We start from the raw sequence: 26869 nt of genomic DNA on the forward strand, positions 1-26869 counted from the left end.
CCACACCTCAGCGCTCGTAGAGTTTGAAGAGCGCCTGGGTGCCATTGCGAGTAAAGCCTTGCTCGGCAAGCTTCTGATAAAGACTGCGCACCAGATCCAGGCCCGGTAACTCACGTCCCATATACGTGGCTTCCTCATGCGCGATCCGCATGTCCTTGATGAAATGCTCGATAAAGAAGCCCGGTGCGAAATCGCCCTTCGCGATGCGCGGCCCCATGTTATTCAACTGAAAGCCGCCGGCCGCGCCACCACCGATCGCGCTCAGTACGGTTTGCGCATCCAGGCCGGCGCTGTGCGCATAGGCCAGGCCTTCGCACACGCCCAGCATCGTCGATGCGATCACGATCTGATTGCACAGCTTGGTATGCTGACCCGCACCCGGTCCGCCTTGCAGCACGATGTTCGTGCCGAGGCAGCGCAACATCGGCTCGACGCGCGCGAGCACGTCGGCCGCGCCGCCCACCATGATGGACAGCCGCCCCTCGCGCGCGCCGACATCGCCACCCGAGACCGGCGCGTCCAGCATGTGCACGCCGCGGGCTGCTGCGTGCGCGGCTAGCTCTTCGGCCAGTTGCGGGCTCGAGGTCGTCATATCGATCAGCACGGCATCGCGCCGTGCGTTCATGATCAGACCGTCGTCGCCGAGATACAGCGCGCGTACTTCGTCAGGCATGCCGACAATCGTGATGACCACGTCGGATGCTTCGGCGAGCGCCTTCGGGGTGGCGTGCCAGGATGCGCCCGCCTCGATGAGCGGCTCGGCCTTCGCCCGCGTACGGTTATAGACGTGTAGCGGATAGCCGGCTGCGGCGAGCCGCGCCGCCATCGAGGCGCCCATGATGCCGAGGCCGATAAAGCCGATAGCAGGTTTGCTTGCAGATTGATTCATGATTGTCTGGTCCGGTCAGAGTTTGTCGCGCAACAGGTCGCGCAATAGCATGGGAGTCAAAGGATGACGGTCGGCCACCACGCCGAATGGCGCTAGCGCGTCGTTCACGGCGTTAGTCAAAGCGCCGAGCGCGCCCATCACGCCGCCTTCGGCCATCCCTTTGATGCCCGCCGCCGTCGCGCGGCTAGGCGTATGCAACGGGATGATCTCGAAATTGGGTAATTCGGTCGAAGTGGCGATCAGGTAGTCGGCAAGCGAGCCGGTCACGTTCTGTCCCGTTTCGTCGTAGCGCGTATGCTCGAACAACGCGCCGGACAATCCCATCGCCACTGCACCATGTTGCTGCCCGGTCACCACAGTGGGATTGAGCAGCGTGCCGCAGTCTTCGGCGATCACGTAGCGCACAAAATGGATCGCACCGGTGGCCACGTCCAGCTCGATCTCGCATCCGTGCGTCGAATTCGAGTAGGTCATCGGCGGCGGATCGTAGGTCAGGTGAAACTCGAGGCCAGGCGTGAGGCCCTGCGGCAGCGAAGTAGGATCCATATAGGCACTCCGCGCCACGTCCGCGAGCGTCAGACCCGCGTCGACCCACGCGTCGCCGCTACGGCGCTCGACGCGTGCATCGACAAGGCGAAGCGAGTCGCTATCGGGCAGATCGAGGCAGCCAGCGGCAATTGCGAGTACCTTGCGGCGCGCATCGAGCGCGCACAAATAAAGCGCGCCGCCACCCGCCGTGCCGCTGCGAGCGCCGCGACTGCCCATCCCGTATGGCGCGATATCGGTGTGGCCCAGATGAATACGCACGCTCGACGGATGCACACCCAGGCCTTCGGCCACCGCATTGGCCATCGCGCTTTCATAGCCCTGTCCGCTGGGGCCGAGACCCACCGACGCGTTCACGACACCACTCGGCTCGATACGGATCCAGCTTGCCTCGTGTCCCGAACCCGGAATGCCGGCCGATTTATAAAAGCGCGAACCGTACGTCGTCGGCTCGACCACATTGCACAGTCCGAGCCCAAGATAGCGGCCGGCCGCCCGCGCCGCCTGCTGGCGTGCGCGAAACGCGTCGTAATCGAAGGCCGCCAGCACCGCCTCAAAGGTCTGCGACGGCGTGATGTCGGCCAGCAATTCGCCGGTGGCCGTGCGGTACGGCAATTCTTCCGGCGTCAACAGGTTGCGGCGGCGCACTTCGACCGGATCCAGCTTCAGTTCGCGCGCAATCGCTTCCATCGTGCCGTCCATGACCCAGCTGGTGATGGACATCGGCGCGCGCATGGGTGCATTGCCGCATTTGTGACTGAGCACGACCTTCACGTCGAACGCGTAATCCTGCAGCCGGTACGGTCCGCTCAACACCATCGCGACGACGCGCGCGAGGTAGTTCGCCGGAAAGAAGCAATACGCGCCGAAGTCTTCGCGGATCTCCAGATCGAGCGCGAGCAGCGTGCCGTGCTCATCCACCGCGGCGCGCGTGCGGCAGAAGTCTTCGCGCGAATTGGCCGCCGCGGTGAGATTCTCGAGACGATCTTCGCGCCAGCGCACCGGCCGCTTCAGATGGCGCGCGAGTGCAGCGACGGTCAGCTCTTCGCGGTACAGGGCAATTTTCTGACCGAACGAACCGCCAACATCAGGCGAAATCACCGTCACCTGCGACTCGCTGAGCCTGAGCCGTTGCGCGAGCTGAGTGCGCAAAGGATGCGGCACCTGGGTTCCGATGTGGAACGTCAGATGGTCGCGCCCGGCGTCCCAGACTGCTGCGCAACCGCGCGTTTCGATGGGCACATGGGTCTGCCGCTGCTGCTGAAAGGTCGCCTCGACCACGCGGTAAGCCTGCTGGCTCGCGCTCTGCGGGTCGCCATTCAAGTAAGTCTGGTGCGACACCAGGTTGCCGGGCACCCCAGGATCGACTTGCGCAGCATCGACTTCGAGCGCCTGCCACATATCGGTCACCACAGGCAACGGCTCGAATTCGACCAATACCTGCTCCGCCGCGTCTTCCGCGAGGTACCGGTCCGTGGCGACCACACAAGCGACGAGATCGCCCTGAAAGCGCACGATGTCGGTCGGCATCGTCGCGAACTCGACCGGCAACAAGCCCTCGATCGGCGCGGCAACACGCATTGGGGTGGTCCACTGCGCCAACTCCCGCCCGGTGACGACGGTCACGACACCGGGCATGTCGGCAGCCGCGGCGGTATCCACTGAAACGATCCGCGCATGCGCATGCGGCGAGCGCACAAAGCACACATGCAGTGCGCCCGCGATTTCGATATCGTCGAGATAGCGACCATAGCCCGTCAGCAGGCGATAGTCTTCGGTGCGCGGCACGGCCTTGTTGAGATAGCGAAACGTCTGCTCAGACATCAGCGCTCTCCCCCCGCATCCGGGCGGCCGCGAGCAGGATCGCCCGCACGATGTTCTGGTACCCGGTACAGCGGCACAGGTTGCCGGAAAGCGCCTCGCGCACCTCGGCCTCAGATGGGCTTGGGTGCTCGCGCAGATAAGCCTCGAAGGTCATCACGATGCCCGGCGTGCAAAAGCCGCACTGCAGGCCATGACACTCATGCATCGCCTGCTGCAGCGGAGAGAGGCGGCCATCCTGCGCGACAGCTTCGATCGTAGTGATCTGCACTTCGTCCATCTGAACGGCGTACGCGAGGCACGAGCGCGCGGGACGGCCGTCGATCAGCACGGTGCATGCACCGCATACGCCGTGCTCGCAGCCGACGTGCGTGCCCGTCAGACGGCAGTCTTCACGAAGCACATCGGAAAGGAGCTTGCGAGGCTCGCACTGCACTTCGTGACGAGTGCCGTTCACACTGAGATAAATTGCTTTCTTTTCCATGACTCACTTCGAGGTCGTGTTGGCCGACTGAGTCGCGCGTTGCAGCGCGCGCGCCGTGAGCGCCTTGACGAGATCGCGCCGGTAAGCGGCGCTGATGTCCGGTTGATCGTACGGATCAATAGCGCCGGCCACCGCGTCGGCGATTGCAGCCAGCGTCAGCGCATCGACCGGGGCGCCGGCGAAGCCTGCAGCGAGTTCGTTCAGCACAAGCGGGACGTCCGCCACACCGCCGAGGCCAATGCGCAGGCTGGAGAATCTGTTGTCGTCGACCACGGCGGTGAGTGCGCAAGCCGCAATCGCGAAGTCGCCGTGCCGCCTGCTAAAGAGTTCAAATGCGTGCCGCTCGCCCAGGCGTGCGACCGGGAAATGCACGGCTCGAATGATTTCTTCAGCGGCGAGATCGGTCGTCATCACCGCAATCAGGAACTCTGTGGCCGGCACCTCACGGCTGCCGTCCGGTCCCGCAATCTCGATGCGAGCGCCCAGCGTGCTCGCGATGAGCGGCATTTGCGCAGCAGGATCCGCATGCGCAAGGCTGCCGCCAAGCGTGCCCCGATGGCGGATCGCGTAGTGCCCAATGGTTGCGGCCGCCTCCGCGAGTAGCGGGCAAGCGGCGCGCACCGTGCTGTTGGTGGCCACCTCCTGATGGCGCGTCATCGCGCCAACGGATAGCGACTCACCTGCAAGCGTCACGCCGCTGAGTTGCGGCAACGCGTTGAGGTCGATCAGATGCGCCGGCTGTGCAAAGCGCATGTTCATCATCGGCGCGAGGCTTTGCCCTCCCGCGATGACTTTGGCGTCGAAGCCGTGCAGCGCGAGCAGCGACAGCGCATCGTCAAGCGTGTGAGGCCGATGATACGAAAATACCGCGGGTTTCATGCGTTCTGCGCCTTCAGGTTCACGCCGCTCGCCTGATCGAAGAGGTGCAGACGGCGGCGGTTGATCGACAGGGACACGCGTTCACCGACCTTGCAGGAACGCTCCTTGCCAACACGAAAAAACATCGACTGCCCCAAACATTGCAGGCCGATAAACTGATCGGAGCCGACCGGCAGCAACGAGGCGATGTCGCCTGTCAGCGAACAATCGGTCGAGTCACCATGCTCGTCGATGTCCTCGGCACGAATACCGGCCGACACTACCCGGCCACTGCATCCTGCGAGCAGGCGCTGTGTCTCTTCGTCGAGAGCGAGCGAAAGATCGCCGCTGCGAAAATGCAAACCGCGGTCGCCTTGCATAAGCACGCCGTCGATAAAGTTGATCGGTGGACTGCCGAGGAAATTGGCGACGAATTTATTGGCCGGCCGCTCGTAGATGTCGTCGGGCGAACCGATCTGCTGCACGACGCCTTGGCGCATCACGACGATGCGGTCGGCGAGCGTCAGCGCTTCGGCCTGATCGTGCGTCACGTACACGAAGGTCGTCTGCATCGACCGATGCAATGCCTTGATGCTTGCGCGCATCGACACGCGCAGCGCCGCGTCGAGGTTCGACAACGGTTCGTCCATCAGAAAGACCGCGGGCTGGCGCACCATTGCGCGGCCGAGCGCAACGCGCTGGCGCTGCCCGCCCGACAGTTGCCCGGGGCGCCGGTCAAGCAGATGCTCGATTTCAAGCGACTGCGCGGCTGCGCGCACCCGCGCATTGATCTCCTGTTGCGGATATTTGCGCATCCGCAGGCCGAAGGCGATGTTGTCGTACACGTTCTTGTGCGGATACAGCGCGTAGCTTTGAAACACCATAGCCACATCGCGCCGATGCGCCGGCAAGGCGTTGACTTCGACGTCGTCGAACCGCAAGCTGCCCTGAGTGACCTCCTCCAGTCCGGCGATCATGTTGAGCGTCGTCGACTTGCCGCATCCGGAGGGTCCGAGCAGAACGAGAAACTCCTTGTCCCTGATCTGCAGATTCAGGTTGTCCAGTGCGACATGCCCGTTCGCATACTGCTTGCCAACCTGCTGAAATTCGATTTGAGCCATGACCTTTCCCTTTATCCCTTTACCGCGCCGGCAGTCAGACCAGACACGATGTAACGCTCGAACACCACGGCAATGATCACTGGCGGCACGATCGCGACCACGCCGGCTGCGTTGATGAACGAAAAACTCGTCGTGAAATCCGACGTGAAAGACGCGACGATGATCGGGACGGTTTGCGACGCGGCGGTCTGCGTAAACATCAAGGCGAACAGGAACTCGTTCCAGCTGGTCAGGAATGTGAACATGATGACGGCGACGAGCGACGGCACCGCGAGCGGCAAAAATACCTTCAGCAAAGCCTGAATCCGCGAGCAGCCGTCGACCCGAGCCGCCTTGTCGAGCTCGTCCGGTAGCGACTCGAAATAGCTAAGCAACATGAAGACGCTGAACGGCACCGTAATCGCCAGATAAGTGATGATCAGCGACCCGACGCTGTCGAGCAGTCCGAGCTTGCGCACGAACAGAAAGAACGGCACGACCAGTGCGATATCGGGAATCACGCGGGTAGCCAGCATGAAATACACCGACAGATCGCGGCCGATATAACGGATCTTCGCCATCGCATAAGCGGCGGGAACACTGACGAGCAGATTCAGCAGCACCACCGCAGCGGCGACCACGAGGCTATTGCGCAGCGCCGGCAATAGGTACTGCGCGGTGGACGGAATGAACGCGGCGTTGCCGTCGTCCGGCGCTGTGCCCGTGCTCGCCGCAACGATCGCCTTGAAGCTGGACAGCGTCGGCGGATGGGGAATCCAGTGTGGCGGAATGGACGTGATATCCGCTTCGCGCTGCAGCGAAGACGACAGCAGCCACGCAACCGGTGCCAGCACATACAGCAACATCACGATTGAACCGGCCAGCAGCGCCAAGCGTTTGAAAAACAGAGAAGATGACATCCCTTAGAGCCTCTTGCCGAGTAGACGAATGATGGCGTACGACATCGCGAACGTGGCAAGCGCGAGCACATACGCGACCGCCGCACCGGTGCCGAACGACAGGTTGCGGAACGTCTCGACATAGATGTGCCAGGAGAGCACGTGAGACGCGTCGGCCGGCCCGCCCTCTGTCAGAATGAAGAAAAGGTCGAAGTGCCGCACCGCCATCATCGCTTCGTAGATCATCACGAGCATGAAGCCAGGACGCATTGCCGGCAGCGTCACGTGCACGAATCGGCTCCACAGGTTGGCGCCGTCTACGCGAGCTGCCGCGTACAGGTCCGACGGAATGGACTTCATCGTCACAAGCAGCAGGATGGTCGCGAGCGGCACTTCCTTCCATACGAATGCGTTGCAGATCAGCGCCAGCGTCTTGTGCGTGTCGCCCAGCCACACCATGTACTGCCCAATCACGCCAAGCTGCAACAGCAGTCCGTTGAGCGCACCGTACCCTGAGTCGTAGATCCATTTCCACATCAGACCGTCGACCACATACGGAATAGCCCATGGAATCAGCAAGGCGGTCGACAGGATGCGCCGGCCGGGAAACTCCTGATTCAGCAATAGCGCCATCAGCGTCGCGATGACCATGATCGCGAGGACCGACACGACGGTGAACCACGCGGTGCGCTCGACCGCTGCCCAGAACATCGGGTCGCGGAAGGTCTGGATGTAGTTGCCCAGTCCAACGAACGACACGCTGTTCATCCGCGTCAAATGAATGTCGAACAGGCTCGTCCAGAACGAGTAAAGCACCGGAAACACGGCGACCGCGAGCAGCACCAGCATCATCGGCGTCAGCAGCAGCATGGCGCTACGCTGATCGGAAGACGCCACGGAATGTCTTGCAAGCCAGCGGCGGCCCAGGGCATGAACGCTCATATCGACCTCAGGCTTTGCTCAGCGCGGTCCACTTCTGCGCGGACGTCTTCAACGCATCAGCGACGCTCGATTGACCAAGGATCGCCGATTGCCACGCGGTCCCGTTGGTCTCGTCCCACTCGCCGAACCAGCGCGTGATCACGTCCTTCTTGCGCGCCAGATCCTGCTGCTTCTGGAACATCGCGAAGTCGCCGTACTTTTCGTACGCGGCGCGGACTTCCGGGTCGTTAAAGAGCGGCTTCACGCCGAATGCCGTGCCGGTATCCAGGAACATCGCTTTCTGGAACGCGTACTGGCCGTCAAATCGTCCGCCGAACGCTTCGATCAGTCGTGTCGCCTCAGCGGCGCGCGTCTTGTTGGCGCCGGCGGCGGCGCTCATCGCGTGCATGCGCATCCACGCAACCGTGGCGTGCGAACCGTTCGGACCGGCCGGCATCAACGCCTGTCTGATATGGCCCGCGACACGCGACTGGCGCGGATCGTTAAGCGCCTGAATCCGGTAGCGCGGCAACAACGCGAACGCGTGATTGCCTGACGCCACGGCCTTGAAGCCGTTCAACTCGCCCAACTCGACGCAGGCAGGCGAAACGATATGGTGCTTGTTGACCGCATCAGCAACCCATTGCAGCGACGTGAGCGCGCCGTGCTTCGGATCGTCCATCACCGCCTTGCCGCTGTCGTCGACAAAGCGGCCGCCGTTGGAAAACACCAGTGACGACATGAACTCGATCAGCCAGCTTTCGCGCGCCATCGAGAGCATCAGTGGGTATTGCGAGAGACCCGCATTCTTGATCTTCAGCGATTGCGCGACCAGTTCGTCCCACGTTGCAGGAGGCGCCGCGATGCCCGCCTTTGCGAGCTTGTCTGCGTCGTACAGAAACGCCATGTAGTCGGTGTAGTACGTGAGACCGTATTGACGCCCCTTGTAGCGCATCGATTGAGTGCAGAAGTCCTGTACCTCACCGTTGTACTTGAGCAGTTGCGGATAGCCGTCGAGCGGCGCAAGCCAGCCCGCGTCGGCCCACTCGGGCAGCCAGCCATCGGACACCCACAGCACGTCGATCGGCGCCTGGCCGACGAACTTCGTCACCATCGCCTCGCGATACTGTGCGAACGGGAGGTTGTTGTAGTTGACGTTCAGCCCCGCTTCCTTCTGAAACGGCACGAGCATGCGCTTCACCGTATCGACGCCGGCCGACCAGGTATGGAGATTCACGCTGTCGGCAGCGAAGGCCCGTGACATCCCACCGACCAAACCGGAAGCAGCGAGGCCCGCGCCCGCCGACAGCTGTAGAAATCGACGACGACCGTTCCCGAATCTATTGACGACGTTACTCATGGTTCGCTCCGACCGCCTGCGCGGCGCTGTTCACACGTGGCGTAGCCGCTGATTCGGCCACCTCTTGAGACGCGAAGATATCTTCGAGAAAATAAATCGTCAACTGACGACATACGTTTTTTGTGAAAATTTTTCCGCATGGAGATTCGGCTGGTCCGGCGAGCCAATATTGCTGGGAAGAGGGGATTTCCCGCTATTTAATCTGATGAATCCTTCAGTTCGACCGCGTAATTTTTGTCGTCAATCGACGATCGACATGAGAAGCCTTGATTCCGGGCGAGTTTTGGAAGAGCGATGTGGCGGGAATTCTGCAGAGATCGCGCACGCACAGAAGTCCGCCCAGGACGGACGCACCTGAGTCGCATACACGACTGAGGCGGTCAAAAAGTGATGGATGCTGGGCTGATGTGAATCCACCGAACCGGCAGACCGCTCAGCGCGTCACGCGCAGGTGAGTTCCAGCGCCGGCGGCAGTGAAGGCATGCCGGTCCGAAAAGCTCGGACGTGCATCGCCATCACCGCGTCGGAGCGCACAGTATTGTCATTCGAGTAGATGCGGTTCGCGTTGCCGAATCGAGGGTGTCCTCGTGGGCATCATGCAACGCGGGATGCTTTGCTGCATCCCTGCGTGACCGAGCCGCGGCCGATGAACTAGCCGTTCATGCGGCCGCCCACCACGTCGGCAACCAGCAGCGCCGTCATGTTGACGATGCGGCGAACCGTGGCCGAAGCCGTCAGCACGTGCACCGGCTTGGCCGCGCCGAGCAGCATCGGGCCAATCGCGATGTTGTTGCCCGCGGCGGTCTTCAACAGGTTGTACGAGATGTTGGCCGCGTCGATGTTCGGCAGCACCAGCAGGTTCGCGTCGCCTTCGAGTGTCGAGTCCGGCAGCACTTCGCGGCGCAGATTCGCGTCGAGCGCGAGGTCGCCGTGCATTTCGCCGTCCACTTGCAGGTCGGGTGCGCGCTCGCGCAGGATTGCCAGCGTGTCGCGCATTTTCTGCGCGGTCGGCGCATTGCTCGAACCGAAGTTCGAATGCGACACCAGGGCGACCTTCGGTTCGATACCAAAGCGGCGCACTTCCTCGGCTGCCATGATCGTGATCTCAGCCAGTTGCTCAGGCGTCGGATCGACATTCACGTGCGTGTCGACCAGGAAAATCTGACGGTTCGGCAACACCAGCGCATTCATCGCCGCATAGACCTTCGCGCCTTGCTTCTTGCCGATCACCTGATCGATGAAGTGCAGGTGGCGATGCGTGGTGGACACCGTGCCGCAGATCATGCCGTCCGCCTCACCCTTCTCCACCATCATCGCGCCGATCAGCGTGGTGCGGCGGCGCATTTCGAGCTTCGCCATCTGCTCGGTGATGCCCTTGCGGGACATCATCTTGTGATATTCCTGCCAGAAATCGCGGTAACGCTCGTCGTGGTCGGTGTTCACGACCGAGTAGTCCTGACCTGCGATCAGACGCAGGCCGTAACGCGCGATGCGTTGTTCAATCACCGCCGGACGGCCGATCAGGATCGGCTTTGCGAGCTTTTCGTCGACGATGATCTGCATGGCGCGCAGCACGCGCTCTTCTTCGCCTTCCGCGAACACGATGCGCTTCTTCTCCGGCTCGACGCCACGCGCCAGCTGGAAAATCGGCTTCATGGTCGTGCCGCTGTGATACACGAACTGCTGCAGATGCTGTTCGTACGCTTCCATGTCTTCGATCGGACGCTCGGCGACGCCCGAATCCATCGCGGCCTTCGCCACCGCCGGCGCGACCTTGACGATCAGGCGCGGGTCGAACGGCTTCGGAATCAGGTATTCCGGACCAAACGAAAGATCCTGGATGCCGTACGCAGTCGCGACGATATCGCTCTGCTCCTGGCGGGCCAGTTCGGCGATCGCGTTGACCGCGGCGATTTCCATTTCACGCGTCACCGTCGTCGCGCCCGCATCCAGCGCGCCACGGAACAGGAACGGGAACACCAGCACGTTGTTCACCTGGTTCGGATAGTCCGTGCGGCCCGTGCAGAGCACGGCGTCCGGACGCACTTCGAGCGCCAGTTCCGGCAGGATTTCCGGTGTCGGATTGGCCAGCGCCAGAATCAGCGGCTTGTCAGCCATCTGCTTGACCATGTCCTGCTTCAGCACGCCGCCGGCCGACAGACCGAGGAAGATATCCGCGCCGCCGATCGCCTCGGCGAGCGTGCGAGCGTCGGTTTCGCGTGCGAAGCGTTCCTTGTCCGGGTCCATCAGTTCGACGCGGCCCTTGTAGACCACGCCGGCCAGATCGGTGACGGTAATGTTTTCGAGCGGCAGGCCGATGTCGACCAGCAGATCCAGACAGGCCAGCGCCGCAGCGCCCGCGCCGGACGACACCAGCTTGACCTTCTTGATGTCCTTGCCGACCACCTTCAAGCCGTTGGTGATGGCTGCCGCGACGACGATCGCCGTACCGTGCTGGTCATCGTGGAAGACCGGAATCTTCATGCGCTTGCGGCATTCGCGCTCGACGATGAAACAGTCCGGCGCCTTGATGTCTTCAAGGTTGATGCCGCCGAAGGTCGGCTCAAGTGCACAGATGACGTCGACCAGCTTGTGCGGATCGGACTCGTTCAGCTCGATATCGAACACGTCGATGCCAGCGAACTTCTTGAACAGGACGGCCTTGCCTTCCATGACCGGCTTCGAGGCGAGCGGCCCGATGTTGCCGAGACCCAGCACCGCGGTGCCGTTCGTGACGACGCCGACCAGGTTGCTGCGCGCGGTGAAACGGGCGGCGTTCAGCGGGTTTTCGACGATTTCCTCACACGCGAATGCGACGCCCGGCGAGTATGCCAACGCGAGGTCGCGCTGGTTGATCATCTGCTTGGTCGGGGCGATCGCGATCTTCCCAGGGGTCGGGAACTCGTGATAATCGAGGGCGGCTTCGCGAATGTTCTGTGCGGCAGTTTTGCTTGTCATTCTCGTGTTACTCGCAAATTATGGTCGGTATGTCGGCCCAGCGAGGCTGTACAGGCTCTGGTGTCGCATCCTGCACGGACGGTAGCGCCGATTCCGCGCTGCGCGCATCGACATCGCCGGGCAGGTAGATCGCCGTGCCGTCGACATGGAGCGTATAGCTGGTGGGCAATTCACTACACACCTCCTGAAACATTGCACGGGGTCAATGTTCGGGAAAGTGAGAAGTCATAGCTTATCCGCGGGATGGGGGTTTAGAATTCACCGAAAGTCACTTGTTTATTCACTTTCAGTGAAAACTGACATCGCTTCTGACCTTGAGTTTTTTTGTGCTGCTCGCGCGCCACGGCAGCCTCTCGGCGGCCGCCCGGGCGCATGATCTAACGCCGCCGGCTGCCACCAGACGGCTCGTGCATATGGAAGGCCCGCCCGGCGTGCGACTCGTCAACCGGACGACACGCAGCGTCAGTTTGACGAGCGAGGGCGAGACATACCTCCTGCATGCGACGCGGATTCTGGCCGAAGTCCGCGAGCTATCCGCGAGGGATCCGCGAGCTATCCTCGGAACGCAGCCTTCTCCTCATCTACGCCCCACCGCACCGCGCCGAACCGCATATTCGCGGAGCATTCCGCACCGTCCCGACGCATCAAATCCCGCACCTGCACCAGCGCTTGGCATAGGATTCATGCCGCGTCATCGCGCCATTTTGTCCTCATTTTCCGCTCCGGACAAAAACGGCCACATTTTCCGCACATTCGGGACAAGCTGATTTCCGGCACAGACGGATGACGGTGACAGGCCTGGTACTCGCTCTATTGAGTCAGTCTCGATCAGCAACGGACTCTCTCATGAATCGCACACTCACACCGCGCAAGCTTCCCGTCACCATCATCTCCGGGTTTCTCGGTGCGGGAAAAACCACCCTTGTCAATCAGTTGCTGCAGCAACATGCGTCGGGATCGATCGGCGTGGTCGTCAACGAATTCGGCGAAGTCGGCATCGACGGGCAACTGATCGTCGCCGAAGAACAGGCGCTGGTCGAAATCAATAACGGCTGCGTGTGTTGCACGGTGCGCGCGGACCTCGTCGACAGTGTGAAAGCGCTACTGGCGCACCCGCAGACCGGCGCGGCGGCCATGCAGCGCCTGATCGTCGAGACATCCGGACTGGCTGATCCGGCGCCGGTCCTGCAAACGTTCCTCGCCGACCCCGACCTGCGCGAAGCCGTGGATCTCGAATCGGTCGTCACCGTGGTCGATGCACTGCATCTGCGCCGCCAACTCGATGACGACATTGCGCGTGAACAGGTGGCCTTCGCCGACGTCATTCTGATCAACAAGCTCGACCTGATCACGGAAGACGAGTTGATCGTCATCGAACAAACGATCCGTTCATTGAATCCGACCGCCGCCATCCTCACCTCGACCCGTTCGCAAATCCGCCCGGATGCTCTACTGGGTGTGCGCCGCTTCTCGCTCCCCACGCTGCTCGAGATCGAGCCCGATCTGCTCGACGAGGGCGCTCACGACCACGAACACGACACGTCGATTCAATCGTGCGCGCTGGTCGAAAAGGGCGACCTCGATGCGACGCGCTTTAACCGCTGGATCACCGAACTCGTACAGCAGCAAGGCCAGCAACTGATGCGAATGAAAGGGATCCTCAACTTCCACGCCGAAGCGCGACAGTTCCATTTCCATAGCGTGCATATGTTGCTGGAAGCCGAACCCGGACGCGCATGGTTGAAGGACGAGCCGCGCGAAAACAAGTTCGTGTTCATCGGCCGCAATCTGGATTTTCCGCAACTACGCGAATCGTTTCTCAGCTGTATCCACTAGCCCCACCTACCTCAAGGAGTCTGCAATGAAGAAGACTGATGCGCTTACCGTCAGTATCGGCGTGCTCGCCGTCGTCGACACCTACGTCACGGCAACGGTGTTTCCGGTCCCGGTGTGGGTCACCTTTATCGCGTGGGCGTCGTTCTTCGTGGTCGGCGGCGGTCGGCACGGCTTCGTGCAGAGCGTCGCATCGAACCTCACCGGCCTGGTCATCGCGTCGCTCTCGCTGCTGGCGATCGCCAATACCGGCCCGGCGCCGCTCGCCGTAGCGATTTGCGTCGGTGTCGGGAGCGCGGCGATGGTGCAGGTATCGAAACTGAAGCTGCTGAACGTGCTGCCCGCCGTTGTGTGGGGTTTCGCTTCGACGGTCGGCACCACAGTCGCCACCGGTAAGGCGATTACCACGGTCGGCTTCCAGAACCCCGCGTTGGTGGCCGCCGCCGCGCTCGTCACCGGGGCCGTCTTCGGCATCGTCTCCGAAGCGTTCGGCGAAGCACTGAGCCACAAGCCTCAGCCTCAACTCAACTGACCTCACACTTCAGGAACCGCACACCATGAAACTACAGCACAGCCTTGGCGGGCTCGAAAACCTCGGACCCGTCAACGTCGAGACACGGGTTTTCGTCGAGCCGTGGGAGAAGCGCATTTTCGGCATTCATACGGTAATGATGGCGGAAAGCACGCATCTGTCGGATGCGCTGCCAAAGTACCCGGTGGCGACGCTGCCTACCACGTTCAGGAATACGTGGACCTGGGCGTCGCTGCGCACCGGCGCCGAAGGCATGCAGCCATTCGAATACTTCAAATACCGGTACTACGAAAAGTGGCTGATGGGGATTTCGCAATTCTTCATCGATCAGGGTTATGTATCGGCCGACGAACTCGCGCAGAAGACCGCGCATTACCGCGCCCACCCAGATGCGCCGCTGCCTGCACAGCCGAATCCGGCAATTGCCTCGCAGATCAACGACTACCTCGCAAAAGGCGATTCGGGGCTGAACGCACTGAAGCAGACGCCGCGTTTCGAACCCGGTACCGGGGTGTGCATAGCCGATCCGGCCGCCGTCGATCACACGCGTTTGCCGGGCTACCTGCGCAACAAGCGCGGTGTGATCGACCTCGTCTATCCGGGTGCCTACTCCTACTTCGTTTCGACCGGGCCCGACGGCATCGGCGAGCCGATGCCCGTCTATCGCGTTGCATTCAAGGCCGAGGACATCTGGGGCAAGGACAGGAGCGAGCCGAACACGACGATCTACGCCGATCTATACGAAGCGTATCTCGACGCATCGAACTGAATCTCTACACCCACCTGGTACGGAACTAACATGAGCGAACTTTTCAAATACGACGACGAGCGCGAGGTCGCGAGCGCGGCCAAAGTACGCGCGCTCGAAGCGCTTCTGATCGAGAAAGGGGTGCTGGGCAGCGACTCGGTCGATACCGTGCTCGGTCATTTCGAAACGATGGCTGGCCCGTTCAATGGCGCGAAAATCGTGGCGCGCGCGTGGATCGATCCGGCGTTCAGGGAACGCCTTGTCGAAGACACACCGAAGGCGATCGCGGAAATGGACTTTCCGGCCGGGATGGAAGGCGCGGAAGGCGAACACATGGCCGCAGTCGCCAACGGCGACGGCGTTCACAACCTCATCATCTGCACGCTCTGCTCCTGCTATCCCTGGCCGGTGCTGGGTCTGCCGCCCTACTGGTACAAGGACCCGGTGTTCCGCGCGCGCGGCGTGCGCGAACCGCGCGCCGTGCTGAAGGAGTTCGGCGTGCCGGTTTCGGACGATACGGAAGTCAAAGTATGGGACAGCAGCGCGCAAATCCGCTGGTTCGTCATCCCGGAACGGCCCGCCGGCACCGAAGGCATGAGCGAAGCGGAACTGGCCGCACTCGTCACACCCGAAGCGATGATGGGTGTGGCGCTGGTGCCCTCGCCTTCTGCATCGCCGCGGCCGGCGGTCTGATCATGTTTACCCGGTTCGAGGAATATGCCGCCTCCAGCATGCTTGGACATCCGGACTCTCCCCCGCGCATGCAAGGCAAACTGCTGTTCGACAAGCCATGGGAACGGCAGGTATTCGGGCTCGCGCTTTCGCTGTCGAAGGCGGGGCACTTCGAGTGGGAAGACTTCCGTCAGAATCTCATCGAGTCGATCGCCGAATGGGAGGACGGATACTGCGCGGGGCAGCCGCCGTGGAATTACTACGAGCGCTTTCTGCTCGCCCTCGAAAAGACAGTGACCCAGGCTGGGGTGCTGTCGGCCACAGACATGACGTCGCTGAATCTGCGTGCATTGCGTCCGTCCAGCAGCTGAGCCGTGCCCCTGCTTCCGGCATTCAGGCAAGGGCCGGAGAACGCCCGCCATATCGCGTAACGAAGTTTCATCAGGATATCTATCATGCTCAAGCAACTGTCCAATGTACTCACCGGATCCGATCCTCAGGTCCAGCGCAAGCTCTTCGGCATCTACGGACTGCTGTTGGTGACGAATGTCGCCGCGTGGATCTGGGCGTTCGTGTCGTTCTGGGACCACCCGGTCCTGCTCGGCACCGCGTTGATCGCTTATGGACTGGGCTTGCGCCATGCGGTCGATGCCGATCACATTGCTGCGATCGACAACGTGACCCGTAAGCTGATGCAGGAAAAAAAACGCCCCGTCGCTGTGGGCTTTTTCTTCTCGCTCGGACACTCGACCATCATCGTCGTCGCCTCGCTCGCGGTCGCAGCAGTCGCGAGCGTGCTGAGCACGCGCTTTGCCCAATACAAGGAATTGGGCGGACTGATCAGCACGTCGGTATCGACCGTCTTTCTGTTCGCGATCGCGTTCCTGAACCTCCTGATTCTGAAATCCATCTTCCAGGCATGGCGCCACGTACGCGCAGGCGGCGCCTACGTCGACGACGACTTCGACATGTTGCTAGCCAATCGCGGCTTCCTTGCGCGGCTCTTTCGTCCAATGTTTCGGCTCGTCGCGCGCAGCTGGCACATGTTCCCGCTTGGCCTTCTGTTCGGACTGGGTTTCGATACCGCGACCGAGGTGAGCCTGCTCGGCATGTCCGCGTCGCAGGCTTCGCACGGCATTTCGCCATGGGCGGTGATGGTGTTCCCGGCGCTCTTCAGCGCGGGGATGTCACTGGTCGACACGCTCGACGGTCACCTGATGCTCGGCGCCTACGGCTGGGCGTATCTTAAGCCGATTCGTAAGATCTACTACAACATGACGATCACGCTGGTGTCGGTCGCGGTCGCGCTGCTGGTCGGCACGATCGAGGCGTTGGGTCTGATTTCTGACCACTTGAAGCTCGAAGGCAAGCTGTGGGATGCTATCGGTACGTTGAACGACAACTTCGGCACGCTGGGCTACGTCATCATCGGTATCTTCGCCGCGAGCTGGATCGTATCGATGGTGCTTTACCGAACCCGGCGCTTCGACGAACTCGAGACGAGCCGCTAGGCGAGTGCGTGCGGCATGCGTCGCGCCAGCCTCGGCTCCATTTTGACTGACACCTATGCGCAAGATCACCGTCGGCATGGTCCTGTTCCCCGGATTCCAGCTGCTCGATATCGCGGGCCCCAAGGACGCCTTTGCGGAGGTCCGTATCCTCAGTCAGGGGGCGTGCGAATACGAAATGCTGACGATCGGCACGACGCGGGGCAGCGTGCTGTCTTCCAGCGGGCTCACGGTCATGCCGGACCGGACTATCTTCGACCCGTGTCCGCATTTCGACACGGTGATCGTGCCCGGCGGCCTCGGCGTATTCGAAGTACTAGAAGACTCCACGCTTAGCGAATGGCTCGCGAAGCAGCACAAGAGTACCCGGCGGATCGCCGCTATCTGCAACGGCGTGTTTGCTTTCGGCGCCGCCGGCATGATCGATAACCGCACGGTCACCACACACTGGATGGACGCCACGCGTCTTTCGTCGATGTTTCCGAAGGCGAAGGTCGAACCCGACCAGATCTACGTAAATGACAGCGGCCTCTACACGACCGCAGGCGTGACCGCCGGCATCGATCTCGCGCTGGTCATGATCGAAGAGGACTTCGGCAAGAAAATGGCGCTCGACGTCGCGAAGTATCTGATCGTGTACGTGCGCCGCGCGGGCGGCCAGTCGCAGTTCAGCCCGCTGCTGGAAACCCAGGCCGCCAGCGATTCGCAGGTCCAGTCAATTCAGCAGTACCTACTCGACAATCTTCATCTGAACCATACGACCACGTCGCTTGCGCATCGGCTCAAAATGAGTCCGCGCAATCTGTCCCGCCTCTTCACCAAGGAATGCGGCGTCAGTCTCATCGCCTTCCTGAACGACGCGCGCATCGACGCCGCGCGCCGCTACCTCGAAAGCACCCGTCACCCGATCGGCGAAATCGCGAAGCGTTGCGGCTTTGAGAGCGCGGATACCCTTCGGCGCACGTTTAGCCGCCGGCTTCAGATCAGTCCCGTCGAATACCGACAGCGCTTTCGCTCCGGCGATCCGGCGCACACCGGGGAACGTGGGGTCCGCGAATCCGGCCGATAACCGGTTCTTTCAATTTCACATTGAGTAGTGCGCTTGATATGCGGAGGCAACGATGTGTGGACGGGCCAAAGGGGCGCCCGCGCTGAGCGAATCGACGCGCGAAGACTTGCAAGCGCTGACGATGCTTTGCTGGTGAGTTTGGGTCAACATACGCCAACTCCAGCGCGTCTCAGACGCGTGTGCTGGCCTTGATCAGCTCGCTGGCCAGAATCACTGCGTCGCTGTTAAGTATGAACGGTCCGCGGATTCGGGGCCGGTAGACCTGGTCGCCTTTGCTGATATGCTCGCCAGACAGGGCGCAATGCCCCGACGCGGGAGCGAGACACGGTGCCCAGACCTGCTCCTCGTAGTTGCAAAGCGTCGCGTCGTGCCAGTGCAACGCGAAGAGCGCATTGGACAGTTCCTCCACGACCGTCACAGTATAGGTGCGCACGTCACTACCGTCCGCCTTACGCGAACTGAGCAGCTCGCCACCCAAGCGGGAGCGACCGGACAGGTCCGGAGGATTCCGCATCGGGTCTGGCGCGGAAAAAAATTGATTGATGACTGCGAGCGTCGTCGCCCACGGATCTCGAATCTCGGGCGCTGAAGTGAGTCGGTCCGTCCGATGCGATGACGGATGATGGGATGAGGGCAGCGCGGGGAATGCAGGCGCATGACAAAATTCATTTTCTGACAGGATGTCCGAAGTCGTATTGGGTTCAGCGTTCAAGATCGTTTCCTCTCCTTGGCAAAGAGTGGAGCAGCAGTCGAACAAAGGTAGAGATCGAACAACTCCCGACTTGCGGCTACTGGACGCATATGGCGGAGAAGTCGACCGTACGGCGATAAATAGTCCTGCCAAGCCACGGCACGAACGTGTACTCGTTATATGCGTTGCCGCCGATATGGATCCAGCTATGCAGAACATGCGACACGATGATTCCTTGGAGACGTTAAGAAGGGAACCGGTCGGGCGGCCGTCCAAAATCGCCAGGTGGTCGTCGGGCCGAACCGCGAGCTTTGCGTTGCAATAACAGCAAACGTGTCGCGATGAGAGAAGATTAGGTTTAACCGACGGGCCCGTCTACTCTACGGTTGGATATGCCGATGCCGCATTAGCGTAACCCGCTTATACGGACGTATAAGCGCTGCGAGGAGACTTCAATGAGCTTGCCCCGTAAAACGAATTCCTTGCTGAGCGGCAAACGCAAGCAACGAGACCTGCCATTTACAGACGAACGCCGATACAGCCTTGATGACCGCTCAGCGCTAGTGATCGGACGCTCTGCAGAAGCGCTCGCGTTCGATAGCGCTCAGCAATGACGGCCGTCGGGCAGGCAGGGTTTGACACCAAGCGATTCGGCCTTGCGGACAAGATCCGGCATCGAGCGCGCGTTCATTTTTCGCATGACCTGTCCACGGTGGACCTTGACCGTGATTTCGCTCAAGTTCATCTCAGAGGCAATCTGCTTGTTCAGCAGACCGGACAAGACAAAGCCCATCACCTCTTTCTCGCGCGGCGAAAGGGACCTGTACGAAGCGCGCAGACCGACCAACTTGGCTTCTGCCGCGAGCCGCTCGCTGTCTCGCGCCAAGGCCTGAGCAACTGCGTCGAGCATGTCCTGGTCTTTGAATGGTTTTGCAAAGAAATCGAGCGCACCCGCCTTCATTGCCTTCACCCCCATCTCGATGTCTCCATGACCGGTCATGAATACGACGGGAATACGCATGCCGCTATTGACGATTTCCTGGTGAAAAGCCATGCCGCTTTTCCCGCGGAGTCGCACGTCCAGGATAAGGCAGCTCGGTCCCTCGGAGTGAGGAAACCGGAGAAATTCGTCCGGGGACTCGAACGTTTCGACGCGCAAGCCTACGGAGCGCATCAGCAAGTCAAGGGCCAGACGAATTCCCTTGTCGTCATCGACGACGTAGATGACGGAACCGTCGGTTGCTTCGGGTTCGTCCGTCATTCGGCGGGTCGGTTTAGTAGTCACCTGGACACCTCAAGAAGCCGGAATGCAGCCGCACCCCGCTGGTATGCACCTATTTTACGCCCCACTGTTGAGCGCGTCACTGCATCCCAAACAGCTTGCAGCAAGGGTTGGTTGCCTCGCGCGGATTCACCAAACTCACCCAGAATCCGTTGATCGCTTTCTGAAACAATTGTCGCCCCCTAATGGCGTCTTGTCTTACGCTCATCAACTTGCCAATGCTCCTGTGCCTCATTGGCGACCGAGTAAACTGGTTGTTAAATCGTTGCGGGTCACGAAGTGATCACTTTGGCTAAGGCCAACATCGTGCGGGCCTGCGCCCCATTCAACAGCGGAATGCAACGTGCAGGTGTCCGGCCAGGTCGCCGGGAGACAAGGGGGGGCAATGATTATCGCGAATTGTCAGACCATTGATCGGGTCTACATGACAACGGGATCAGACCTCTACCGTGCACGCCGCCTGACGGATGGGATGCCGGTGCTTCTGAAGCTCCTTCCTGAACACGCCGGCGCAGCTCAATCCGCTCGTCTTAAGCGCGAATACCTGCTCCTTCGAACGTTGAAAGTCGAGGGCATTGCCAAACCGCTTGCCCTGATCGATGAGCGCGGACGCCTGGCGTTGGTCCTGAAAGACTTCTCAGGCGAGTCGCTCGAGACCGTTTTGGGCTGCGGCCCACGCCCGGACCTGGCTGGTTGCCTGGTTATCGCCCATCACCTCGCCGATGCATTGGCGGGCATCGATACCGCTCACGTCATCCATCGAGATTTGCGGCCGGCCAATATTCTGGTCGCGCCAGAAACTGGCAATGTTCTGCTGGTGGATTTCAGCCTCGCGACGACCCAGGAACACTCCGTCTCGCCAGAGGACGTTGTCGTATCCGTGGGCGAGTGGGCGTACATGTCCCCCGAGCAAACCGGCCGCATGAATCGTCCGGTGGATTACCGGACCGATTGCTATTCGATGGGTGTGGTGCTCTACCGCATGCTGACCGGCCGGTTGCCGTTCGAGGCGAGCGATCCGCTGGAATGGACGCATTGCCATATCGCCCGCATGCCGCCGCCGCCGTGTGACATTGCGCCCGCGGTGCCGCAAGCGGTGTCGGACATCGTGATGAAACTACTGGCCAAACTGCCGGAGGATCGCTATCAAAGCATGCGCGGAGTGCAATCCGACCTTGACCGCTGTCTGGCGCAATGGCACACCTCGGGCCGGATCGAGCCGTTCCGGCTCGGCACGGACGATCTATCGGATCGCTTCCAGATTCCACACAGACTGTACGGGCGCGTTCAGGAATCAAATACGCTCCTCGGTGTATTCGAACTCATGGCGGCCACTGGCCGGGCGGCGCTTGCCACCGTATCCGGGTACTCGGGCATTGGCAAGTCGTCACTGGTCGACGCCTTGCGCAAACCGATTGTCGCAAAGCGTGGCTACTTCATTTCAGGCAAGTTCGATCAGTATCAGCGAGACATTCCCTATGCCACCCTGACGCAAGCATTTGGCGAGTTGGTGCAGCAACTGCTGGCCGAAAGTGCAGCACGCCTCGCCGGCTGGCGGCAACAACTGCAGGCTGCGGTCCGGCTCAATGGCCAGCTCATTCTCGATGTGCTGCCCAAAGTCGAGTTGATCATCGGCTCGCAAGCGCCGGTACCGGCGCTGCCGCCGGCGGAAGCTCAGAACCGGTTCCGCCTGGTCTTCCGGCAATTCGTGACCGTATTCACGAGTAAGGCACATCCGCTCGTCCTCTTCCTGGACGACCTGCAGTGGATCGACGCAGCCAGCCTGGCGCTCGTCGAGCACCTGCTTACCCACCCAGACACCTGTTATCTGCTGCTGATCGGCGCCTATCGCGACAACGAAGTGACCGGGGCGCATCCGCTTATGAAGAGCCTCGATGCGATCCGACACAGTGACACGCCGGTGGTCGACATCCGGCTCGCGCCGTTGTCCGCCGTGCATCTGAACCAGTTGGTGGTCGACACGCTGCATGCGCCACCCGCGTCCTGTGAGCCGCTCACACACCTCATTTGTGAACGCACCGAGAGCAACCCGTTTTTCTTTATCCAGTTCCTGGATGCGCTACACAAGGAGGGGTTGCTACGGCGAGATGCAACGATCCAGGCATGGCGATGGGACCTGGAACAGATAAAAGCGAAAGATCTTGCCGACAACGTCGTCGATCTGATGTTGGGCAAGTTACGGCAACTGCCGATCCCGGCACAGGAAGCGCTGCAGTTGGCCGCTTGCCTCGGTAACCAGTTCGACCTGCGGATTCTCGCGCTGGTCAGCGGCCAACCCGAGGTTGAGCAACACCTTGCGCCTGCGGTGCGCGAAAATCTGATCTTGCGCACCCACGGCAGCGGTAAGTTCCTGCACGACCGGATCCAGCAAGCGGCTTATTCACTGATTCCCGAAGGACGCCGCAGTGAGGTGCATCTGCGCATCGGCCGCGTGCTCCTCTCGAGCATGACGGCCGACGAGCTCGCCGAGCATCTGTTCGATGTGGCGAACCAGTTCAACCGGGGCGCCGCGCTGATCACGGCACAGGAGGAGCGCGAGCGCATAGCTGAACTCAATCTCACCACTGGCATGCGTGCCAAGGCAGCGACGGCTTACGCATCGGCACTGGCCTACTTCACTGCCGGCCACGCATTGGCGGCAGAGGATGGTCCGCACCGGCACGCTGCGCTCACCTTCTCGCTCGGCTTTCAGCGTGCCGAGTGCGAATTCCTGAACGGCTGCCTGACAACGGCGGAACAACAGCTGTCGATGCTTTCACATCAAGCCGCGAACCTCATCGATAAGGCCGCCATCGCGTGCTTGCGCATGGCGCTTTACATGAACGCGGGACAAGCCGACCGTGCCGTTGAAGTGAGCCTCGCGTATCTTCGTGCCGTCGGTGTCACGTGGTCGGCGCATCCGCGGAAAGAGGAGGCGCAACAGGAATACGAGCGATTGTGGCAACGGATGGGCAACCGCTCGATCGAGCAGCTTCTCGATTTGCCTTTGATGACCGACCCTGTCTGCCGCGCCACCCTGGAGGTGCTAACTGCCTTTCAGCCGCCAGCCCATGCCACCGACATGAACCTGTATTGTCTTATCGCCGGCCGCATGGCGAATCTGAGCCTCGAGCATGGAAACAGCGACGGATCGGGCTTCGCCTATGTCATGCTCGGCATGACCCTCGGGCCGCAATTCGGCGATTACCGGGCGGGGTTCCGGTTCGGCAAGCTCGGCGTCGACCTCGTCGAGAAGCACGGGATGGATCGATTCAAAGCCCGCGTCTACGCGTGCTTTGGCGCCTTCATCGTCCCCTGGACGAGGCCCATATGTTCGGGTCGTGACTTGCTGCGACTCGCCTTTGACACGGCCAACCAAACCGGCGACCTCACGTTTTCGGGCTATTGCGGCAACAACCTGATCACCAATCTTCTAGGTGCCGGAGATCCGCTCGGCGATGTGCAGCGAGAAGCCGAAAGCGGCCTCGAGCTCGCACGCAAAATGCGGTTCGAATTTGTCGCCGACGTCATAACTGCGCAACTCACGCTGATCAAAGCTCTTCGTGGTCTGACGCCCGATGTCGGCTCCTTCAACAATGCTGCGTTCGACGAAGACCGGTTCGAGCAGCATTTGGGCGCAGACCCGGGGCTGGCACTCGCCGCTTGCTGGTATTGGATCCGCAAGTTGCAAGCGCGTTTCCATGCAGGTGACTACGCGTGCGCCATCGCGGCGGCGTCGAATGCCGAGCCGTTGCTGTGGACGTCACCCTTCTGCTTCGAGGCGGCGGAATATCATTTCTATGACGCACTGCCGCGCGCAGCACACTGCGATTCGGTATCGGCTGACGAACGACCCAGGCATCTGGAGGCGCTGTCCGCTCACCATAAGCAGCTCGCGACGTGGGCGAACAATTGTCCCGAGAATTTCGCGGACCGCGCCGCGCTGATTGCCGCGGAGATTGCCCGACTCGATGGGCACGACTCCGACGCCATGCGGCTGTACGAACAGGCCATTCGATCGGCACGCGAATACGACTTCGTCCAGAACGAGGCAATTACTTATGAACGCGCATCGGCGTTTTACCGGACGCGTGGATTCGAGACATTTGCCGACACCTATCTGCGAAAGGCACGCGACTGCTTTGCGCTCTGGGGCGCCGACGGCAAGGTCAGGCAGATCGACGCGCGCGCGCCGCAACTGCGCGGAGAGCCGGCTTCCCCGGCGGCCACTGCGTTCGACAACGTTGCACAACTGGATCTGCTGTCGGTCACGAAAGCCTCGCAAGCCATCTCTGGCCAGATCGTGCTCGAGGATCTCGTCGACACGTTGATGCACATCCTGCTTGAAAATGCTGGGGCGCAGACCTGCCATTTGCTGCTCGCACGGAACGAGAGTCTGGTCCTCGCGGCCGAAGCGAGCGTCGAGCAGCAGACGATCCAGGTACGGCGGCATCTCGGCGAGGCGCTGCCCGCACGGGCGTTGCCGGAATCGTCCCTATACGAATCGGTATTGCCCGCGTCCATCACCAATTACGTGCGGCGCTGCCAGGAGAGGGTATTGCTGACGGATGCGATGCAATCGAATCCCTTTGCGGCCGATGACTACTTTACCCGCCGGCAGCCGAGGTCCGTCTTGTGCCTGCCGATCATGCGGCGCTCTGCGTTGATCGGCCTGTTATATCTGGAGAACAACCTGGCTACGGATGCTTTCACGCCCGAACGCGTGACCGTGCTGGAACTGCTGGCCTCCCAAGCTGCGATCTCGCTGGAAAACGCCCTGCTCTATGCCGATCTGCAGCGGGAGAACAGGGAGCGCAAGCTGGCCGAAGAGGAGCTACGCGTTCGCGAAGCACGCATCCGGCGCCTGGTCGAGTCGAACATCATCGGCGTGTTCTTCTGGAACGTGGCCGGTATCGCCACCGACGCGAACGATGCGTTTCTCCGGATCGTCGGTTATTCGCGACAGGATCTGCTGCACGGCCATGTCCAATGGGCCACCATGACGCCTCCGGAATATCGCGCTGCCGATGCGCGGGCACTTGAAGAGTTGCGGCAGCGCGGCAGTTCACCGCCCTATGAGAAGGAATATATCCGCAAGGACGGCGGTCGCATCCCGGTTCTGGTCGGCGGCGCGCTAATGGAGGGCTCGGGGGAAAGCGGCGTAGCGTTCGTGCTCGACCTGACCGAACAGAAGGAGGCTGAGGCGGAACTCGCAACGCGGCGGACCGCCGCCAAACGAGCGGAGGAGCAGTCGCAAGCGTTGCAGGTGGAACTCGCTCATGCAACTCGCGTAACAACGCTTGGGGAACTGAGTGCATCCATCGCCCACGAAGTAGGCCAACCGCTCGGTGCGATCGTGACCAGTGGCGAAGCCTGCCTGCGATGGCTCGGCCACAGCACGCCGCAGCCGGAAGAGGTGCGGGTCTGTGTGCAGCATATGATCGGCGAAGGTAGGCGCGCGAGCGAAATTGTCCGTCGTATCCGCACGCTCACCAGGAAGGCCACGCCGCGGAAGACACAGCTGGAACTCAACGATGTGATCGATGACGTTGTGTCCCTGGTTCAGCGCGAACTCTTGAATCATCGGGTTTCGTTGCGCCTTAAGCTTGCCTCCGGATTGCCTCCGCTGCTCGGCGATCGGGTCCAGCTTCAGCAAGTCCTCATCAACCTGGTCATAAACGGGATCCAGGCAATGGCTGACGTCGGCGACGCCTCACGTGACCTGCTGATCGAGTCCCATCGGGGTAACGATGGGCACCTGGTCGTCGCTGTACAGGACTCTGGCCCGGGCATCGATCCGGAAAACACAAATCGGCTGTTCGACGCGTTCTTCACCACGAAGGCCGACGGAATGGGCATGGGATTATCGATCTGCCGTTCGATCATCGAAGCCCACGGAGGACAGGTTTGGGCGTCCAACAATGCCGGGCACGGGGCGGTATTCCAGCTGAGTCTGCCTTCAATTAACGGGGGCTCGTCTTGAAGGGCAAGCCCGCGCGATAGACACGGCAATAATCGGCAATTTCTGAGCGCGCGATCGAGACGCATCCGGATCGACGTCACGCTCATGAACAGTTTATACATTCGTATCATTTCCGTGCGGCGGCTTCCGAGCTACGATTAATTTGAGTCGCATGCCACACGATTCCGTTTGGCACGTTCCGATTCTAGTGTGTCGAGGCCCGTCGCTTGTGTCTTCTCAAATCATTTCCGTTGTCGATGACAATGAGGGTGCCCGGCTGGCGATCGCGAGTCTGGTTCGTTCGCTAGGATGGCAGGCACAGGTGTTTGCATCGGCGGAAGAATTTCTGGAATCAGGGTCAATCGACAAAACATCATGCCTGATTTCGGACGTACGGATGCCGGGCCTGTCCGGCATCGACATGCACGACCGCCTGCTGGCCCTCGGGTACGCAATTCCGATCATTTTCACCACGGCATTCCCGACTGCTTGCCTTGAGGCCGAAATTCAGGCCCGAGGCGCCCTCCCTTTACTCGAGAAAACCGTTGATGCCACCACTGTCGAGAGACTGCTCAATCTCGCGCTGAGTTGCCCATAGGACGTCGCCAGTTCGTCAGAAGACTACCGTCATGCCGCGCAATCCTGGCCGTCACCGCTTCAGTTCCCCTCGCCGTCAGGGCGACTTCGGCCGACATGGCGTCACGCCTGCGGATATTGCCATCTGAACAAGAACTTC

22 protein-coding genes are annotated in these 26869 nt (G+C 61.2%); 10 read left to right on the forward strand and 12 right to left on the reverse strand.

Annotated features, from left to right (window positions below; genetic code table 11):
* Positions 1 to 7: 7 nt before the first annotated feature.
* The 9 genes from PQQ86_RS35600 to PQQ86_RS35640 form a co-directional block, all read right to left on the reverse strand.
* Positions 8 to 889 carry an NAD(P)-dependent oxidoreductase gene (locus tag PQQ86_RS35600; RefSeq protein WP_408278045.1) on the reverse strand — a complete coding sequence of 294 codons (882 nt, stop codon included), beginning with the start codon at positions 887 to 889 and terminating at the stop codon, positions 8 to 10.
* 15 nt (positions 890 to 904) lie between these two features.
* The gene (locus PQQ86_RS35605) at positions 905 to 3259 is read right to left on the reverse strand and encodes a xanthine dehydrogenase family protein molybdopterin-binding subunit (protein ID WP_408278051.1); all 2355 of its coding nucleotides are present in this window, start codon (positions 3257 to 3259) and stop codon (positions 905 to 907) included.
* Entirely contained in the window at positions 3252 to 3740 is a 489-nt protein-coding gene (locus tag PQQ86_RS35610; protein WP_408278056.1) for a (2Fe-2S)-binding protein, read from the reverse strand. Before PQQ86_RS35610 ends, PQQ86_RS35605 begins: the two co-directional genes overlap by 8 nt.
* A 3-nt stretch (positions 3741 to 3743) precedes the next feature.
* Positions 3744 to 4619 (reverse strand): FAD binding domain-containing protein, encoded by an 876-nt coding sequence (locus PQQ86_RS35615; protein WP_408278059.1) that lies wholly within the window; start codon positions 4617 to 4619, stop codon positions 3744 to 3746.
* Positions 4616 to 5719, reverse strand: a complete 1104-nt coding sequence (locus PQQ86_RS35620) for an ABC transporter ATP-binding protein (protein ID WP_408278062.1) — start codon at positions 5717 to 5719, stop codon at positions 4616 to 4618. Before PQQ86_RS35620 ends, PQQ86_RS35615 begins: the two co-directional genes overlap by 4 nt.
* An 11-nt stretch (positions 5720 to 5730) precedes the next feature.
* Complete coding sequence (locus tag PQQ86_RS35625) at positions 5731 to 6618, reverse strand: carbohydrate ABC transporter permease (RefSeq protein ID WP_408278065.1); 888 nt, start codon at positions 6616 to 6618, stop codon at positions 5731 to 5733.
* 3 nt (positions 6619 to 6621) lie between these two features.
* On the reverse strand, positions 6622 to 7539 hold the full coding sequence (locus PQQ86_RS35630; protein WP_408278068.1) for a carbohydrate ABC transporter permease: 918 nt from the start codon (positions 7537 to 7539) through the stop codon (positions 6622 to 6624).
* Positions 7540 to 7546: 7 nt separating this feature from the next.
* Positions 7547 to 8878, reverse strand: a complete 1332-nt coding sequence (locus PQQ86_RS35635) for an extracellular solute-binding protein (RefSeq protein ID WP_408278071.1) — start codon at positions 8876 to 8878, stop codon at positions 7547 to 7549.
* 651 nt (positions 8879 to 9529) lie between these two features.
* Complete coding sequence (locus PQQ86_RS35640; protein ID WP_408278074.1) at positions 9530 to 11836, reverse strand: NADP-dependent malic enzyme; 2307 nt, start codon at positions 11834 to 11836, stop codon at positions 9530 to 9532.
* A gap of 326 nt (positions 11837 to 12162) precedes the next feature.
* On the opposite strand from PQQ86_RS35640, the gene PQQ86_RS35645 reads away from it, so the two are divergent.
* The 8 genes from PQQ86_RS35645 to PQQ86_RS35680 all read left to right on the forward strand — a co-directional run bounded on the left by PQQ86_RS35645 (position 12163) and on the right by PQQ86_RS35680 (position 18198).
* Positions 12163 to 12603, forward strand: a complete 441-nt coding sequence (locus PQQ86_RS35645) for a LysR family transcriptional regulator (RefSeq protein WP_408278077.1) — start codon at positions 12163 to 12165, stop codon at positions 12601 to 12603.
* 79 nt (positions 12604 to 12682) lie between these two features.
* Complete coding sequence (locus PQQ86_RS35650) at positions 12683 to 13672, forward strand: CobW family GTP-binding protein (protein WP_408278080.1); 990 nt, start codon at positions 12683 to 12685, stop codon at positions 13670 to 13672.
* Positions 13673 to 13697: 25 nt separating this feature from the next.
* Positions 13698 to 14201, forward strand: a complete 504-nt coding sequence (locus PQQ86_RS35655; RefSeq protein WP_408278083.1) for a DUF1097 domain-containing protein — start codon at positions 13698 to 13700, stop codon at positions 14199 to 14201.
* Positions 14202 to 14226: 25 nt separating this feature from the next.
* Complete coding sequence (nthB, locus tag PQQ86_RS35660; protein ID WP_408278086.1) at positions 14227 to 14970, forward strand: nitrile hydratase subunit beta; 744 nt, start codon at positions 14227 to 14229, stop codon at positions 14968 to 14970.
* Positions 14971 to 15000: 30 nt separating this feature from the next.
* Entirely contained in the window at positions 15001 to 15642 is a 642-nt protein-coding gene (gene nthA / locus PQQ86_RS35665; RefSeq protein ID WP_408278089.1) for a nitrile hydratase subunit alpha, read from the forward strand.
* Positions 15643 to 15644: 2 nt separating this feature from the next.
* The gene (locus tag PQQ86_RS35670; RefSeq protein WP_408278092.1) at positions 15645 to 15992 is read left to right on the forward strand and encodes a nitrile hydratase accessory protein; all 348 of its coding nucleotides are present in this window, start codon (positions 15645 to 15647) and stop codon (positions 15990 to 15992) included.
* 84 nt (positions 15993 to 16076) lie between these two features.
* Positions 16077 to 17132 (forward strand): HoxN/HupN/NixA family nickel/cobalt transporter, encoded by a 1056-nt coding sequence (locus tag PQQ86_RS35675; protein WP_408278094.1) that lies wholly within the window; start codon positions 16077 to 16079, stop codon positions 17130 to 17132.
* A 55-nt stretch (positions 17133 to 17187) separates the two neighbouring features.
* Positions 17188 to 18198 (forward strand): GlxA family transcriptional regulator, encoded by a 1011-nt coding sequence (locus PQQ86_RS35680; RefSeq protein ID WP_408278096.1) that lies wholly within the window; start codon positions 17188 to 17190, stop codon positions 18196 to 18198.
* A gap of 169 nt (positions 18199 to 18367) precedes the next feature.
* Here PQQ86_RS35680 and PQQ86_RS35685 read toward each other — a convergent pair whose 3' ends face one another.
* From PQQ86_RS35685 to PQQ86_RS35695, 3 genes are all read right to left on the reverse strand, one after another.
* Positions 18368 to 18910: a DUF3331 domain-containing protein gene (locus PQQ86_RS35685; RefSeq protein WP_408278099.1), complete on the reverse strand. Its 543-nt coding sequence runs from the start codon at positions 18908 to 18910 to the stop codon at positions 18368 to 18370.
* A gap of 76 nt (positions 18911 to 18986) precedes the next feature.
* Complete coding sequence (locus PQQ86_RS35690) at positions 18987 to 19115, reverse strand: hypothetical protein (RefSeq protein WP_408278102.1); 129 nt, start codon at positions 19113 to 19115, stop codon at positions 18987 to 18989.
* Positions 19116 to 19493: 378 nt separating this feature from the next.
* Positions 19494 to 20150 (reverse strand): response regulator transcription factor, encoded by a 657-nt coding sequence (locus PQQ86_RS35695; protein ID WP_408278105.1) that lies wholly within the window; start codon positions 20148 to 20150, stop codon positions 19494 to 19496.
* A gap of 406 nt (positions 20151 to 20556) precedes the next feature.
* Between PQQ86_RS35695 and PQQ86_RS35700 the strand changes: the two genes are divergently transcribed.
* Together PQQ86_RS35700 and PQQ86_RS35705 are read left to right on the forward strand one after the other, a co-directional pair.
* Positions 20557 to 26154 carry a trifunctional serine/threonine-protein kinase/ATP-binding protein/sensor histidine kinase gene (locus PQQ86_RS35700; protein ID WP_408278108.1) on the forward strand — a complete coding sequence of 1866 codons (5598 nt, stop codon included), beginning with the start codon at positions 20557 to 20559 and terminating at the stop codon, positions 26152 to 26154.
* Between the two features lie 208 nt (positions 26155 to 26362).
* Positions 26363 to 26731 carry a response regulator gene (locus PQQ86_RS35705; protein ID WP_408278111.1) on the forward strand — a complete coding sequence of 123 codons (369 nt, stop codon included), beginning with the start codon at positions 26363 to 26365 and terminating at the stop codon, positions 26729 to 26731.
* The last annotated feature ends 138 nt before the right edge of the window (positions 26732 to 26869 follow it).

Source organism: Paraburkholderia sediminicola, assembly GCF_046026675.1.
Taxonomy (GTDB): Bacteria; Pseudomonadota; Gammaproteobacteria; order Burkholderiales; family Burkholderiaceae; genus Paraburkholderia; species Paraburkholderia sediminicola_F.